The 15,716-nt window shown below is 55.7% G+C and carries 13 protein-coding genes; 9 read left to right on the top strand and 4 right to left on the bottom strand.

Features of this window, described 5'->3' with window-relative positions:
- Genes tap through cheZ form a run of 5 tightly spaced genes read left to right on the top strand, consistent with a single transcriptional unit; the run spans nucleotide 1 to nucleotide 4,596 of the window.
- Nucleotides 1-1,602, top strand: coding sequence for a methyl-accepting chemotaxis protein IV (gene tap, locus ABFI50_RS00705; RefSeq protein WP_250128079.1), 1,602 nt, complete (start codon nucleotides 1-3; stop codon nucleotides 1,600-1,602).
- A 19-nt stretch (nucleotides 1,603-1,621) separates the two neighbouring features.
- Nucleotides 1,622-2,488 (top strand): protein-glutamate O-methyltransferase CheR, encoded by an 867-nt coding sequence (gene cheR, locus ABFI50_RS00700; RefSeq protein ID WP_014884342.1) that lies wholly within the window; start codon nucleotides 1,622-1,624, stop codon nucleotides 2,486-2,488.
- Nucleotides 2,485-3,534, top strand: a complete 1,050-nt coding sequence (locus tag ABFI50_RS00695; RefSeq protein WP_014884341.1) for a chemotaxis response regulator protein-glutamate methylesterase — start codon at nucleotides 2,485-2,487, stop codon at nucleotides 3,532-3,534. The genes cheR and ABFI50_RS00695 overlap by 4 nt, the downstream gene beginning before the upstream one ends.
- 17 nt (nucleotides 3,535-3,551) lie before the next feature.
- Complete coding sequence (cheY, locus tag ABFI50_RS00690) at nucleotides 3,552-3,941, top strand: chemotaxis response regulator CheY (RefSeq protein ID WP_000763862.1); 390 nt, start codon at nucleotides 3,552-3,554, stop codon at nucleotides 3,939-3,941.
- Nucleotides 3,942-3,951: 10 nt separating this feature from the next.
- Nucleotides 3,952-4,596: a protein phosphatase CheZ gene (cheZ, locus tag ABFI50_RS00685; RefSeq protein WP_014884340.1), complete on the top strand. Its 645-nt coding sequence runs from the start codon at nucleotides 3,952-3,954 to the stop codon at nucleotides 4,594-4,596.
- 46 nt (nucleotides 4,597-4,642) lie between these two features.
- Here the strand turns inward: cheZ and ABFI50_RS00680 are convergent, their stop codons facing one another.
- The 4 genes from ABFI50_RS00680 to ABFI50_RS00665 all read right to left on the bottom strand — a co-directional run bounded on the left by ABFI50_RS00680 (nucleotide 4,643) and on the right by ABFI50_RS00665 (nucleotide 9,752).
- Nucleotides 4,643-5,806, bottom strand: coding sequence for a fimbrial protein (locus ABFI50_RS00680; protein ID WP_347485147.1), 1,164 nt, complete (start codon nucleotides 5,804-5,806; stop codon nucleotides 4,643-4,645).
- Nucleotides 5,796-8,270 (bottom strand): fimbria/pilus outer membrane usher protein, encoded by a 2,475-nt coding sequence (locus ABFI50_RS00675; RefSeq protein WP_164079452.1) that lies wholly within the window; start codon nucleotides 8,268-8,270, stop codon nucleotides 5,796-5,798. Before ABFI50_RS00675 ends, ABFI50_RS00680 begins: the two co-directional genes overlap by 11 nt.
- Nucleotides 8,271-8,359: 89 nt before the next feature.
- Complete coding sequence (locus ABFI50_RS00670) at nucleotides 8,360-9,052, bottom strand: molecular chaperone (RefSeq protein ID WP_196362085.1); 693 nt, start codon at nucleotides 9,050-9,052, stop codon at nucleotides 8,360-8,362.
- Nucleotides 9,053-9,176: 124 nt separating this feature from the next.
- Nucleotides 9,177-9,752, bottom strand: coding sequence for a fimbrial protein (locus ABFI50_RS00665; protein WP_347485145.1), 576 nt, complete (start codon nucleotides 9,750-9,752; stop codon nucleotides 9,177-9,179).
- A gap of 502 nt (nucleotides 9,753-10,254) precedes the next feature.
- Here ABFI50_RS00665 and flhB point away from each other — a divergent pair.
- From flhB to ABFI50_RS00645, 4 genes are all read left to right on the top strand, one after another.
- Nucleotides 10,255-11,403 (top strand): flagellar biosynthesis protein FlhB, encoded by a 1,149-nt coding sequence (gene flhB, locus ABFI50_RS00660; protein ID WP_023330732.1) that lies wholly within the window; start codon nucleotides 10,255-10,257, stop codon nucleotides 11,401-11,403.
- Entirely contained in the window at nucleotides 11,396-13,474 is a 2,079-nt protein-coding gene (gene flhA / locus ABFI50_RS00655) for a flagellar biosynthesis protein FlhA (RefSeq protein WP_014884334.1), read from the top strand. The genes flhB and flhA overlap by 8 nt, the downstream gene beginning before the upstream one ends.
- Nucleotides 13,474-13,866 carry a flagellar protein FlhE gene (locus ABFI50_RS00650; protein ID WP_014884333.1) on the top strand — a complete coding sequence of 131 codons (393 nt, stop codon included), beginning with the start codon at nucleotides 13,474-13,476 and terminating at the stop codon, nucleotides 13,864-13,866. Before flhA ends, ABFI50_RS00650 begins: the two co-directional genes overlap by 1 nt.
- Before the next feature lie 262 nt (nucleotides 13,867-14,128).
- A complete protein-coding gene (locus ABFI50_RS00645; RefSeq protein ID WP_063666333.1) occupies nucleotides 14,129-15,712 on the top strand; it encodes an MFS transporter in 1,584 nt (527 codons plus the stop codon).
- Nucleotides 15,713-15,716 lie beyond the last annotated feature (4 nt).

The raw sequence follows: 15,716 nt of genomic DNA, 5'->3' as shown, positions 1-15,716 counted from the left end.
ATGTTAAATCGTATTCGTATCTCGACCACACTGTTTTTGATTCTGATCCTTTGCGGTGTGTTGCAGGTTGGCAGTAACGGGTTGTCTTTTTGGGCGTTTCGCGATGGCTATCAGAATTTGCAGGATGTTGAGGCGAGTAATCAGCAGCGCTCCGCACTGGCACAAACGCGTGCCGTGCTGTTGCAGGCAAGCACTGCGCTGAACAAGGCGGGCACCTTAACCGCGCTGAGCTATCCGCCTGATGACATTAAAGCGCTGATGGCCACCGCGCGAAGCAGCCTGAAACAGGCTGGCGCACAGTTTAACGCTTTCACGGCGCAGGCGGCGGGCAGCGAGAAAGAGCACGCGCTGAAAGCCGCCATGAAGAAGAACTTTGAACAGTGGTACAGCGATCTGGACCACCAGGCGACCTGGCTTGAGAACAACCAGCTCTCGGACTTTATGACCGCGCCGGTGCAGGCCTCACAGGATGCGTTCGACGGCAGCTTTAACGCATGGCAGCAGGATATTAACCAGTCTGTTCAACGTGCAGAGGAAGACAGCCGTATCAGCTATCACATGTCGGGTGTGATCTTTGGCGTCGTCGTGATTCTGGCGGGGCTACTGACCGGTGGGGCACTGCTCTGGTCACGCAAAATGATTGTAGAGCCGCTGGCGATTATCAGCAGCCACTTCGACAGTATTGCGAAGGGCGATCTGGCGCGTCCGGTGGCGGTGTTCGGTAAGAACGAAATTTCGGCGATCTTTGCCAGCCTGAAGGCGATGCAGGGTGCACTGCGGGAAACCGTCTCCGATGTGCGTCAGGGCAGTTATGCCATGCACACCGGGATCTCAGAGATTGCGGCAGGCAACAACGATCTCTCTTCCCGCACCGAGCAGCAGGCGGCCTCGCTGGCGCAGACGGCGGCCAGCATGGAGCAGCTGACCGCGACGGTCAGCCAGAACGCCGATAACGCGCGTCAGGCGTCTGACCTGTCAAAACAGGCGGCAATGACGGCGAAAAAAGGGGGCGATCAGGCCTCTCACGTTGCCAGCACCATGCAGGAGATTGCCACCAGCTCGCAAAAGATTGGTGACATCATCAGCGTGATCGACGGTATCGCGTTCCAGACCAACATTCTGGCGCTGAATGCCGCGGTAGAAGCGGCGCGCGCCGGTGAGCAGGGGCGTGGGTTTGCGGTCGTGGCGGGGGAAGTGCGTAACCTGGCCAGCCGCAGCGCCAACGCGGCGAAAGAGATTAAGGTCCTGATTGAAGAGTCGGTATCACGCGTCCAGCAAGGCTCAGCCCTGGTGGATACGGCGGCGCATACCATGCATGAGATCGTCACCTCCGTCACGCGGGTTAACGACATCATGGGCGAGATTGCGTCTGCGTCGGACGAACAGCGTCGCGGCATTGAGCAGGTTGCTCAGGCCGTCAGCCAGATGGATCAGGTGACGCAACAGAATGCCTCGTTAGTTGAGGAAGCGGCAGCGGCAACCGATCAGCTGGCCAGCCAGGCGGATCGTCTCACCGGGCTGGTCGCGGTATTTAATGTGAAAGAGCACGTTGAAGCAGTAACAGAAGTCGGGCGGTCGCAGGCCGTGCCAGTTGTATCCTGAATGTAATTAAGAAGGCGCTATGACATCACCAATGCCCCCTGGGCAAACGTCATTATTGTTGCAGATGACACAGCGCCTCGCGCTGTCCGACGCGCATTTTCGTCGGATATGTCAGTTAATCTACCAGCGTGCAGGGATCGTGCTTGCGGATCATAAGCGGGACATGGTCTACAACCGTCTGGTGCGGCGCTTGCGTACGCTGGGGCTGGATGATTTTGGTCGCTATCTGAGCATGCTCGAAGCCAACCAGAACAGCGCAGAGTGGCAGGCTTTTATCAACTCGTTAACCACTAACCTGACGGCCTTTTTCCGCGAAGCCCACCACTTCCCGGTACTGGCCGAGCACGCGCGGCGTCGTACCGGGGAGTATCGCGTCTGGAGTGCGGCCGCCTCGACCGGTGAAGAGCCGTACTCGCTGGCAATCACACTTGCCGACACGCTTGGGATGGCGCCCGGGCGCTGGAAGGTTTACGCCAGCGATATCGACACCGAGGTGCTGGAGAAGGCGCGCAACGGCGTGTATCGGCAGGACGAACTGAAAACGCTGTCGCCGCAGCAGTTGCAGCGATATTTCATGCGTGGGACAGGCCCGCATGAAGGCCTGGTACGCGTACGCCAGGAGCTGGCGAATTGCGTCGAATTCGCGCCCGTTAACCTGCTGGACAAGCAGTACAACGTGCCGGGGCCATTCGACGCCATTTTTTGCCGTAACGTCATGATTTATTTTGATAAAACGACGCAACAGGACATTCTGCGTCGGTTTGTTCCGTTGCTCAAGCCTGACGGTTTACTGTTTGCCGGGCACTCGGAAAACTTCAGCAACCTCGCGCGAGAGTTTAGCCTGCGTGGGCAAACGGTATATGCGCTGAGTAAGGAAAAAGCATGAGTAAAATCAGGGTATTGTCTGTCGACGATTCAGCGCTGATGCGTCAGATCATGACTGAAATCATCAATAGCCACAGCGACATGGAGATGGTAGCAACGGCGCCCGATCCGCTGGTCGCGCGGGATTTAATTAAAAAATATAACCCCGACGTGCTCACGCTGGATGTCGAGATGCCGCGCATGGATGGCATCGATTTCCTGGAGAAATTGATGCGGCTGCGGCCGATGCCGGTGGTGATGGTCTCCTCCCTGACCGGGAAAGGATCGGAAATCACCCTGCGCGCGCTGGAGCTGGGGGCGGTAGATTTTGTCACCAAACCGCAGCTCGGTATTCGCGAGGGGATGCTGGCGTATAGCGAGATGATCGCGGAGAAAATTCGTACCGCATCGCGGGCAAAACTGGCGGCCCATAAGCCAATGGCCGCCCCGGCAACCCTGAAGGCCGGCCCGTTACTCAGCTCGGAAAAACTGCTGGTGATTGGGGCGTCAACCGGAGGAACAGAGGCAATTCGTCATGTACTCCAGCCATTGCCGCTTTCAAGTCCGGGTATTCTGATTACCCAGCATATGCCGCCAGGCTTTACCCGCTCGTTCGCCGAACGCCTGAATAAGCTGTGTCAGATCAGCGTGAAAGAGGCGGAAGATGGCGAGCGCGTGCTCCCGGGACATGCCTATATCGCCCCGGGTGATAAGCATATGGAGCTGGCGCGCAGCGGTGCAAACTATCAAATCAAAATTCATGACGGACCGCCGGTCAACCGGCACCGTCCGTCGGTGGATGTGCTGTTTCATTCGGTGGCGAAACATGCGGGGCGCAACGCCGTTGGGGTGATCCTGACGGGGATGGGCAACGATGGTGCCGCCGGAATGCTTGCAATGCACCAGGCTGGCGCCTGGACGATTGCGCAGAATGAAGCAAGTTGTGTGGTGTTCGGCATGCCGCGCGAGGCCATCAATATGGGTGGCGTGAGCGAAGTGGTCGATCTTAGCCAGGTAAGCCAGCAGATGCTGGCGAAAATCAGTGCCGGACAGGCAATACGTATTTGACTCAGGAGTATTATTTTATGGCGGATAAAGAGCTTAAGTTTTTGGTTGTGGATGACTTTTCCACCATGCGTCGCATTGTGCGCAACCTGCTGAAAGAGCTGGGCTTCAACAACGTTGAAGAAGCAGAAGACGGCGTTGATGCGCTGAACAAACTGCAGGCGGGTGGGTTTGGTTTTGTTATCTCCGACTGGAACATGCCAAACATGGACGGTCTGGAGCTGCTGAAAACCATTCGTGCCGATGCGGGAATGGCGTCCTTGCCGGTTCTGATGGTCACCGCAGAAGCGAAAAAAGAGAACATCATTGCTGCTGCACAGGCGGGCGCAAGCGGCTATGTGGTGAAGCCATTCACCGCGGCAACCCTGGAAGAGAAGCTCGGTAAGATCTTCGAGAAACTCGGCATGTGAGGTGATGGAAATGTTGCAACCTGCTATGAAACCCGTTGAAGAACACTCGCCGAGCGATATCATCGTCCGTATTGGCAGTCTGACGCGCATGCTGCGTGACAGCCTGCGTGAGCTGGGTCTGGATCAGGCGATTGCGGAAGCGGCGGAAGCGATTCCTGACGCGCGAGATCGTCTGGACTACGTTGTGCAGATGACCGCCCAGGCGGCAGAACGTGCGCTGAACAGCGTTGAAGCGTCGCAGCCCCATCAGGATGCGATGGAAAAAGGCGCGAAAGCGCTGACCCAACGCTGGGACGAGTGGTTCGAGAACCCGATCGAGCTGGCGAATGCCCGCGAGCTGGTGACCGATACCCGTCAGTTCCTGGGGGATGTGCCGGGCCACACCAGCTTCACCAACGCCCAACTGCTGGATATCATGATGGCGCAGGATTTCCAGGACCTGACGGGTCAGGTGATCAAGCGCATGATGGATGTGATTCAGGAGATTGAACGCCAGCTGCTGATGGTTCTGCTGGAGAACATCCCGGAACCGGCAGCCCGTCCAAAACGCGAGAACGAAAGCCTGCTCAATGGCCCACAGCTCGACGCCAGCAAAGCGGGCGTGGTGGCAAGCCAGGATCAGGTTGACGATCTGCTGGACAGCCTCGGCTTCTGATTGGTGCCGTTACCCTCAGGTTGCCTGCGTAACCTGAGGGTCTGTTCTAGCGCAGATCCATCTTCACCGTGACGTTTCCTTCGAAGCTCCCCGGTGCGGGCGTGGCATCCGTAGTGCTGACGGGAACCGCCTGTATTTTAACGCTGCCGTTTCCCTGCTCGTCCAGATTTACTGGAAATGCATAAGTCCCATCCAGCGCCACGTTCTGGCTATTTTCGTCGTACACCCGCACGCCCAGATCGTCCCTTTCAAGCAGCTTAGCAATGAAGGGCGTACTGCTATCCACTATGCCCTGGTCGGCCGTCAGGGTGAGCTTTATCCGGTCATTATTACCAACGGCGTTATCGTCACAGTGGTAGTTAATATCGACGCTTTTTAGGGCATAGCCCTGAGGCGGTTGCCCTTTGCGGGTAAACTGTTTACTGACGATGTTGCCAAACTGGACTTCAAGCGTGCTGCCTGCGTTGATGGTGCAGCTCAGCGGTGCAGAAAGGGTACCGCCAAACCAGATATCAGAGACATGTTCTGCCTGAGTGGCGTCGCAGCTTCCACCGGTGCCAATATAAAGGCAGGCGTAGTTTTGGGCGATGAGCGTCGCCGGGATCACCTCTTCACCCAGTATCGGTTTTTTTATGTGCAGCAGCACGGCCACGACGTTCCAGCGAAACTTGCGTTTCGATGCGGCACCACCGTCAGGCCGGGAGTCATTGCTGCATACGTCGCTTTCTTCTTCTGTTTTGGACAGGCTCGATTCGAGCACGGTAAGCATATTTCCCCGCGGGGTCGGGTACTCATTGATCGGGATTGGGGTGAGCGAGCTGCCGTCCGGGGAGTTAATCGCATCCGCATAGCCAGTAATGTGGGCATCAATTTTATCTGTAAGATAGCCAGTACCGCTGGTGCCGGGGTTAAGGGGACTGCCAGCCAGGGTTTTTTCGTAGACGGTGCTTGACGAAAACATGTTTCCCGGGCACGTGCAGTTTGCTTCCAGATCGGCACCTGCGCCGACCAGGTGACCCGGAATATCATAATCGTTGTTTGCAACGTTTTCCGTCGACGTAAATTCATGATGGTAATCAATGGAATACGTCTGTGGGGCTCCGAAACAATTTTTGAGTACCGTGACGGCGCCGAAAGACCCCGTCGATACCAGCATCAGCGTGCTGGTCAGAAAAACCGTAAGGGTTCGTCTTTTCATTTTAGTGAGCATAAGCTGTTTCCTGCTGACAAAGCGCGCGGGTTGAACGGATACCGTTAGGGCTCTCCGTGTATCCCTCTGCCTGCTGTAAAATATGGGCGACGCACTGTTGGTCTGGCGCTTTTCCCCATTTCACCGTGAGCTGTGTGGGCTCGCCGACGCCGGCCAGGTATACCGTGCTGGTATCGTCCACGATGCCGCTCAGGTCCGCGTTCGCGCTGGTGACGATTGCGCCAAAGGGGACGCGTTGATTGCCGGGGCGGGTTAATGCGATCAGCATCCGATAACCCACGTGCGCATCGAACCGGCTTTCAACGGCGGCATTACGTGAAGGGATCACCCGGATTGACGTATCGCTGCTCTCCACGTTTTCGGGCAGGCTTGCGGTGTCGATACGAATCGCATTTTCCTGATACGGCGTCAGGGACGGGATAACGGCGTTACCCAGCCAGTCTGTCTGAATACCCTGCTGGTTCTGGAAGCGTACACCGGAGGCGCCGTTGGCATTGACAATGGCAAACTGGCTCCCTAACGGCTGCGCCAGCGTAACGCCGCGCGGGTGTGCAACAATGGCCCCGCTGATCCCGTAGTTCATCTGCTCCGCGCTGCCGGAAGAGGCGTAATAACCGGCATTCAGGTTGGCGTATTGAGAACGATAGGTACCATATACGCTGCTGGTATCCTCCCCATCGTGATTAGAATGGCTTTGCTGCAGCGAATAGCTTAAACGTTCGTCGTCCAGCAGCGTTCCGTTGACGCCGATATTGTGTCGGGTGTAGCCATTTTTGGTGTTGCTGATGTTATAGCTACTCCACGCGCGGGGGAGCCAGCGAGTTAGCGGCACGCTAAAGCCGAAGGAGACCATCCGGTCGGCCTCCTCGTCGTTCGTTTTACTGTAGGTATATGCCAGGTGATAACTCACCCCAGACAGAACGGTGTTAAAACCTAACGACAGGCTGCGTTCTTTTTTCGACGTCCCCCAGTAGTCCTGCTGGTAGCCGTTAAGATAGAGACTGACGCCAGCAAGGTTCTGGCTGATACTGGCCTGAACGCGGTTGCGTTTGTTATAGCGGAAGAGCAAATCGCTATCGTGTCCGTCCTGCTTCTGATTAGCGTCAGCAAAGCTGTAATACCCGCGACTCGAGTAGCGATAACTGCCAAGCGTGAAATTGGTATCGGTGGCGTCAATTTTCCCCGAATAGAGTACGCGCCAGGACTGGCCGACATGCTTGCTGCCGTCGTCAAGCGTGGTATCGGCGGCGGTGACGTCTGTAGAGAGCGAACCCAGCGGCCCCAGCGCGATGCCAGCGCCCGTATTGAGGGCACTATAGTCTTGCGAAAGGGTTAGCCCGCCAAACCAGGTCAGCAGATTGTTGACGCCGTAGATGACGCTCCCCTGAAGGAAGTCGGGCTCCTTTTGGTCACTCCCGCTGTCTGCGCGATAACGGCCCGCCGTCAATTCATACTTCATGTGTCCCGGGCGCTGCATAATGGCGATGCTTGAGTAGGGTTGAGTAAAGTGATGTTCGGTGCCGTCGGCCTCTTTCACCGTCACTTCCAGGTCGCCGCTGTTGGTGGTGGAGTAAAGGTCGTTGATCTCAAACGCCCCGGGGGCAACGTTCTGCTGGTAGATGAGATATCCGTTCTGGCGCACCGAGACGACCGCATTCGAGCTTGCGACGCCGCGAATGACCGGTGCATAACCGCGTTGGCTATAGGGCAACATTTCTTCGTCCGTGGCGAGATTGACGCCCCGATACTGCAGGCTGTCGAACACTTCGCCACGCGTGCTGCTCTCGCCCGCGGTGAACTGCGCTCTCAGCGCGTCGATGTCGTGCTGCAGGAACGTGTTGATGTTATCCCACTGTGAATCGCCGTCCGATTTGCTCCACGTTGAGTAGTTTCGAAGACGCCAGCCGCCCAGGTTCGCCCCGGTACGCAAATTCAGATAGCGGCTTTCTGTGCTGTCCTCGCGATCTTCTTTGCTTTGCGAGCCCGACAGCGAATAATCGCTGAACAGGACGGGAACACCATCGTCCCAGCGCGAGGGATCGATAAAATCGCGACCGTTATCAGCCAGCGCGGCCTGGGGGATGCTCAACCTAAGCGTCATTGTTGAGAAATCAAGCTCTGCAGACGCCTGTGGAATATAGTTATCCAGCGACTCTGGGAGCGTTTCCTCCGCCGGACGCTTCAGCAACGGAGGATAACGGTCGATATTAATGCCCCAGGCGCTCAGCATCGCGGGGCTCAATTGGGGGATCAGGCGCCCGTCAGATCTGCTGACGTAGCGAATGTTGGCATCCTTCAGCCTGCGATCGTTGATTGTGATGACGGAAGAGTAGGTGCCGGGCAACTGGGCATTCGATTTTGTAAAAAGCGAGAGGTCGATATCCTGCTGCATCAGCATGTCCCCTTCGAGTGAGGAAGGGGAAAAGAGATACTCCCGGGCATCTGCGGAAAAAATCATTAACATCAGGGTACTCGCCAGACAGCGTGTAACCGAATTCAGCCGAAAGGTTCCCCCAACAGGCAAGAAATTACGTCCTGCAATCATTCTGTCGTTTATTCCCTGGTCAGATGGAACGTGTATTTTTCGGAGGCATTGCCGTAATCGGTAATGCACCGCCAACTGACGTCATTCGCCGGTGCAGCGTCGGGAAGAGGGATATCAACGCGTGATGCTGGCCCCACCATATCGGCGCTTTCGAGCTTCTGCGAGCCTAGCGAGAGAGAGTCAAAAACGGTGTAAAACGCACTGTCGTTTATCACCGTCAGCTGCTGGCCCTGGCGAACGAAGCGCAGATTCTTGCAGGACTCGCCTGGCGTCCCGTTGAGCCCCACGGGACGCCAGAACAGCTTCAGTCGCGTTTTGTAGATGAGTCGTAGCACGTTTTTATCGGCATCCTCTGCGGCGGTTGCGGGCACCGTGCGGACATTCAAATAAAACAGCGTCTCTTTGTCTTTCGGTAACGGGCTGCCGTTCCAGGTGATTCGCAGGCTTTGCTCTTTTTGAGGATCGAGTCGAAAGAGGGGGGGCGTGACAATAAAGGGCCCACGCGTTTTGCCATCGCCAGTGTCTGTCCAGGTCTGGATCAGCCAGGGCAATTCTTTTTCACTGTTCGTAAGCGGCAGGGCAACTTCCTTTTTTGCAGCATCGTAAATTATGCGGGTGCGGCCGATTTGTATTCCCGCGGCGTGACAAAACGAACTTGTTATGACGGGAAGGCATAATAAAAACAGCAGGGATGTGCGCACGGGAAACCCTTATTGGAGCAGGTTGAAATAATGATAATAGTCCGCTTTCGGACTATTATCGGAGCATGACGCATTACGTGTCATTATCTAATCAGTGGCATGCTGAATATTAGATAAACAGGTATTAACGGTATAAAATATTCACCGTCATATCCGCATCGGCAGGGCCAGCGGTCACCGTTGCGGCAAATGACTTATAGCGGGCGTTAAAGTCGGCTTTAATGGTATCGGTAGTACGGGTGGCCAGTTGAATATAAACCTGTCCTTCTGCCCCATCCATGGTGATAAGTTGAGTGTCTTTTCCCGCCGGGCTAACGGCGACGCCGATACCGGTAGCGGCAGTCTCACCGGTGGTGGTGATTTTGCTGACATCCAGCAGCGTAGAGGTATTGGTCAGGGTCGTCGTGCCGTTAAAGGTGAGCTGTACTGCCGGCAGCCCATCGCTCTTTACCGGGCAGTTTGCGAGCGTAATCGAGAACGGGGTCAGGGAAGATTCAGTTCCGACCGCCTTAAAAAGAGATTTAGGGTACGTCCCCAGAGGGACCGAACTGTCCGTGCCGCTATCACCCTGAATGGTGCAGCTCGGTTCAATAATTTCTCCCGTAAAGTGGACCGTCCCCGCATTCATTTCGGCAGCAAAACTGCCCATCGAAATGGCCGCAAGTACTGCGCCAGCCATAAAGTTATTTTTGAAATCCATCTGCAAAAACTCCTGAGTTTAAAAACACGTTAGGTATTCAATTTAATATTTTGGCTCAATTGACACCGTGCAGAAGTATAGCGGGTAATTTCCTTCAAGTAATTGCGGGTCAAGATTAATATTAATTATTATAACCGTCATGAAAAATATTTTAATACTGGAGAAAAACCATCATTGATATAAATCAATTATAATTTTTTCGATTTAATATTATCCATAAGTATATTTTGATCAAAAAATAGACGTATTTTGATGATGAAACCGGCCAACTCAGTTTTTAAAAATTGTATATTTATTTTTATTAAAAACACTTTTAAAAAATAATCAGTATTAAAAAGTGAATGCCAAACCTGAGCTGTACGTTTTTTGAACGGCAAACGGCCTCGCTACAGCGTTTAATCGTTAAAGTGGTTAACAGGGCATGATTATAGGGGTTTATCTACCCATTGGCGATAACCTCCCGTGGCAAGATAACCGTGACGTAATGGGCTGAGCATGCACTGTGGCAGAAGAGAACGACGACAAAACGGAAGCCCCCACACCCCACCGACTTGAAAAAGCGCGTGAGGAAGGGCAGATCCCCCGATCCCGAGAATTGACCTCCCTGCTGATCCTTGTCGTAGGGGTGTGCATTATCTGGTGGGGTGGGGAGTCGCTCGCCCGCAAGCTGGCGGGAATGCTCTCAACTGGCTTACGTTTTGACCACAGTATGGTCAATGACCCGAATCTGATCCTCAGCCAGATTATTCAGTTAATAAAAGGGGCCATGGTTGCGCTGCTGCCCTTAATTACCGGCGTGGTGCTGGTGGCGCTGGTCTCTCCAGTCATGCTGGGCGGTCTGGTGTTTAGCGGAAAATCACTGCAGCCCAAATTTTCGAAGCTGAACCCACTGCCGGGCATTGCGAAAATGTTTTCGGCGCAGACCGGCGCCGAGCTGCTCAAGGCTATTCTCAAATCGGTGCTGATGGGCAGTTCTGCCGGGTTCTTCCTCTGGTATCACTGGCCCGAAATGATGCGCCTCATCAGCGAGTCGCCCCTTACTGCCATGAGTAATGCCCTGAATCTGGTTGGACTCTGCGCGCTGCTGGTGGTGCTCAGCATTATCCCGATGGTCGGTTTTGACGTTATCTTCCAGCTTTATAGCCATTTCAAGAAACTGCGGATGTCACGTCAGGATATCCGTGACGAATATAAGCAGATGGAAGGTGACCCGCACGTTAAAGGGCGTATCCGTCAGATGCAGCGTGCTGCCGCTCGTCGGCGCATGATGGAGGATGTGCCGAAGGCGGATGTCATCGTCACCAACCCGACACACTATTCCGTTGCCTTGCGCTACGACGAAAACAAGATGAGCGCACCGAAAGTGGTGGCGAAAGGGGCGGGGCTGATCGCACTTCGTATCCGGGAAATTGGCACCGAAAACCGCGTGCCGATCCTGGAAGCTCCACCGCTGGCGCGTGCCTTATACCGCCATGCGGAAATCGGACAACAGATCCCGGGACAACTCTACGCCGCGGTGGCGGAAGTGCTGGCCTGGGTATGGCAGTTGAAACGCTGGCGTCTGGCCGGGGGTCAACGGCCTGTGAAACCTGAGAACCTTCCGGTGCCTGCCGCGCTGGATTTTATGAACGAGAAGGACACTGATGGCTAATCTGGTGGCAATGTTGCGCCTGCCCGGCAACCTGAAATCGACCCAATGGCAGATCCTCGCCGGGCCGATTCTCATCCTGTTAATTTTGTCGATGATGGTTCTGCCGCTCCCGGCATTCATCCTCGATCTGCTGTTCACGTTTAATATTGCGCTCTCCATTATGGTGCTGCTGGTGGCGATGTTCACTCAGCGGACCCTGGAGTTTGCCGCGTTCCCGACCATTCTGCTGTTTACCACTCTGCTGCGACTGGCGCTGAACGTGGCGTCCACGCGTATCATTCTGATGGAAGGACACACCGGCGCGGCAGCAGCAGGTAAAGTGGTGGAGGCCTTCGGCCACTTCCTGGTCGGCGGTAATTTCGCTATCGGTATCGTGGTATTCGTTATCCTCGTGATCATCAACTTTATGGTTATCACCAAAGGTGCCGGACGTATTGCGGAAGTGGGCGCCCGTTTTGTGCTGGACGGGATGCCGGGCAAGCAGATGGCGATCGACGCCGATCTGAATGCCGGGTTAATCGCGGAAGATGAAGCCAAAAAACGCCGTGCGGAAGTCACTCAGGAAGCGGACTTCTACGGATCCATGGACGGTGCGAGTAAGTTTGTGCGCGGTGACGCCATCGCGGGCATTCTGATCATGGTGATTAACGTGGTGGGCGGCCTTCTGGTGGGGGTATTGCAGCACGGCATGGACATGGGCCACGCGGCGGAAAGCTACACGCTGCTGACTATTGGTGATGGTCTGGTCGCGCAGATCCCGGCGCTGGTCATCTCCACGGCGGCGGGCGTGATTGTCACCCGCGTGAGTACCGATCAGGACGTTGGCGAGCAGATGGTTGGCCAGCTCTTCAGTAACCCGCGCGTAATGCTGCTGGCCGCTGCCGTTCTGGGTCTGCTTGGTCTGGTACCGGGCATGCCAAACCTCGTCTTCCTGCTGTTTACGGCGGGTCTGCTGGGCCTTGCCTGGTGGATGCGTGGCCGTGAAACCCAACCGGCGGCGGATCCGGTTCCGGTGAAAATGCCGGAGAATACTCAGGCCGTCGAGGCGACGTGGAACGACGTGCAGCTGGAAGATTCCCTGGGAATGGAAGTGGGGTATCGCCTGATCCCGATGGTGGATTTTCAGCAGGATGGCGAGCTGCTTGGCCGTATCCGCAGTATCCGTAAAAAATTCGCTCAGGATATGGGCTTCCTGCCGCCGGTGGTTCACATCCGTGACAATATGGATCTGCCGCCTGCGCGCTACCGTATTCTGATGAAAGGGGTCGAAATTGGCAGCGGCGATGCCTACCCGGGTCGCTGGCTGGCCATTAACCCTGGCACCGCGGCAGGCACGCTGCCGGGCGAGCAAACCGTCGATCCGGCCTTTGGTCTGGCGGCCATCTGGATTGAAAGTGCGCTGAAAGAGCAGGCGCAAATCCAGGGGTATACGGTGGTCGAAGCCAGTACCGTGGTGGCAACCCACCTTAATCATCTGATTGGGCAATTCTCGGCAGAGCTGTTTGGTCGTCAGGAAGCGCAGCAGCTTCTCGACCGCGTGACGCAGGAGATGCCGAAGCTGACGGAAGATCTGGTCCCGGGCGTGCTGACGTTAACCACGCTGCACAAGGTGCTGCAAAACCTGCTCGAGGAAAAAGTGCCGATCCGCGATATGCGAACCATTCTGGAAACCCTTGCCGAGCATGCGCCGCTGCAAAGCGATCCGCACGAGCTGACGGCGGTGGTGCGCGTGGCGCTGGGGCGTGCAATCACGCAGCAGTGGTTCCCGGGAACCGGAGAAGTGCAGGTGATTGGCCTCGACACGCCGCTTGAACGTCTGCTGCTGCAGGCTCTGCAGGGCGGGGGCGGCCTGGAGCCAGGTCTGGCGGATCGCCTGCTGGAGCAGACCCAGGAGGCGCTGGCACGTCAGGAGATGCTGGGGGCGCCACCGGTGCTGCTGGTCAACCATGCGCTGCGTCCGCTGCTGTCGCGCTTCCTGCGTCGCAGCCTGAACCAGCTGGTGGTGCTGTCGAATATGGAGTTGTCGGATAACCGTCATATCCGCATGACGGCGACGATTGGAGGAAAATAATGGCTAAATGGCTTTGGATTATGCTCTTCCCGCTGGCGGCACAGGCGGCCGGGGAAGGCGCCTGGCAGGCAAGCAGCATGGGCGTGACCCTGAGCAACCGGGGTGTCGCCATGTCTTCTACTCCGCTGTCGCCCTCTGAAGCGGTTTCCGGTCTGATGGGGATGGTGGTCTGGAATTACAGACTGATTGGCCCAACGCCAGCCGGACTGCGGGTGCGGCTCTGCTCCCAGAGTCGCTGTACGGAAATCGACGGAGAGAATGGCACGACGCAGGCGTTCAACGGCGTGCCCGCCATTGAACCTTTGCGTTTTATCTGGGAAGTGCCGGGCGGGGGACGTTTGATCCCGGCGCTAAAAGTGCAGAGCAATTCTGTCATTGTAAACTACCGCTAACTGCCCGCTTTTTCACCAGCCATCAGGGAATACTGATGGCTGGCTCGCAAAACTGACCTCACCTTTTGATGAAAAAGAAACGCTGTTTTATAAATCAGTGACACGCGTGACGATACTCTTTGCATTTTTGCCATTCCCCCCCTGCGTGATGGCAGAAACAGAAAGGTATCAGGAAGTCGATGCCTTTACTGTAGCCGTGTAAAAGCTCCCGGACGAGGTTTGCTTACAGGGAGTCTCCCAACATTGATTAGGGTTGACGGCAATGAAAACACGTAAAATTGGACTCGCAAATTATCTTGCATACGGGTCAGGTGATTTCCTCGGGGCGGGTACCACCGCCCTGACGGCGGCCTGGCTTTTGTATTTTTACACCACCTTCTGTGGACTCACACCGATTGAAGCAACGTTCATTTTTGCCGCGGCACGGGTGCTGGATGCCGTTGTCAGTCCGTTAATGGGGTTTTTGACGGACAACTTCGGTACGACCTGGCTCGGAAGGCGCTTTGGTCGCCGTAAATTCTTTATTCTGCTGGGGATCCCGTGCGTGTTCAGCTACTCGCTGATGTGGGTGGGGGACATGAATTTCTGGTATTACCTGCTGACTTATCTGGTGTTTGATATCGTCTACACCATGATTCTGGTGCCGTACGAGACGCTGGTGCCGGAAATGACCGATGACTTCAAACAGAAAACCAAGTTCTCCGGGGCGCGTATTTCCATGGCGCAGATGTCCGCCATTCTGGCCTCCTTTCTGCCCGGGATATTGCTCACGCATTTCGGTAAAGACAATGCGGTCTCCTTCTTCTATGCAAGCCTGGTTTTCTCCGTTCTGTGCGCCCTGATGCTCATTTTCGTCTGGTGCTTTACCTGGGAACGTCCGCGTGAGGAATGGTCCGAAGCGGCGCTGCGGGCTGAAGAAGAGAAGAAGAAGCTGACGCTGGGCCAGAGCCTCAATCGTCTGTTCGTGGAACTGAGTTCTACGCTGCGAATTAAAATTTTCCGCCAGCATCTGGGGATGTATCTCGGCGGCTACATTGCGCAGGATGTATTTAACGCGGTCTTCACCTACTACGTGGTGTTTGTGCTGATGCAGGAAGCCTCAATGGCCTCTAACCTGCTCGGTACGATGGCCATCTTCCAGTTTCTCGCCGTGCTCGGGATGATCCCGCTGTGCATTCGCTTTGGTCCTGCGCCGTCCTACCGCATGGTGGTGGTACTGTTTGGCCTGGCCTCTCTTTCTTACGCCGTCCTCTATTATGCCGGGCTGAGCGACATCTATTCTCTGCTGCTGCTGGTTTCTGCCATTGCCGGTCTTGGCCGCGGCGGTATCAACTACGTGCCGTGGAATACCTATACCTACATCGCTGATGTGGACGAAGTGATCACCGGTCAGCGCCGCGAAGGGATCTTCGCCGGCATCATGACCCTCACCCGTAAAGCCTCTCAGGCCGGTGCGGTGATGCTGGTGGGCATCGTGATGCAGATGTCCGGCTTTGTCAGCGGTCAGAAAGTACAGCCTGCGGAAGTGAGCCATACCATTTTGATGATCCTGAGTGTGGGCACCCTCCTGGTGCTGTTCTGCGGATTCCTCGTTTCCCTGCGCTTCAGACTGAATTTACAGACCCACAGCACGCTGCGCGAGGAGACCGCGAAAATGCGTGCGTGGGGTCATGCGAGACCGGAATCAGCGACGCCGCACGCCCGCGCCACTGTCGAAATGCTGGCCGGTATGCCGTATGCGTCACTGTGGGGTAATAACAACATCGGTTATCTGAATCGCAATAAGCCAGCCGCACCTTCGCTGAAGGATCGTGCAGTACTGAATTCGACATACAACAGAGGTTAAGATG

Source organism: Enterobacter sp. HNDS-6, from assembly GCF_039850505.1.
In the GTDB taxonomy this organism is placed as follows: Bacteria; Pseudomonadota; Gammaproteobacteria; order Enterobacterales; family Enterobacteriaceae; genus Enterobacter; species Enterobacter kobei.
The sequence above is the reverse complement of the archived record's forward strand: the minus strand, read 5'-3'. Positions and strand labels throughout refer to the sequence as shown.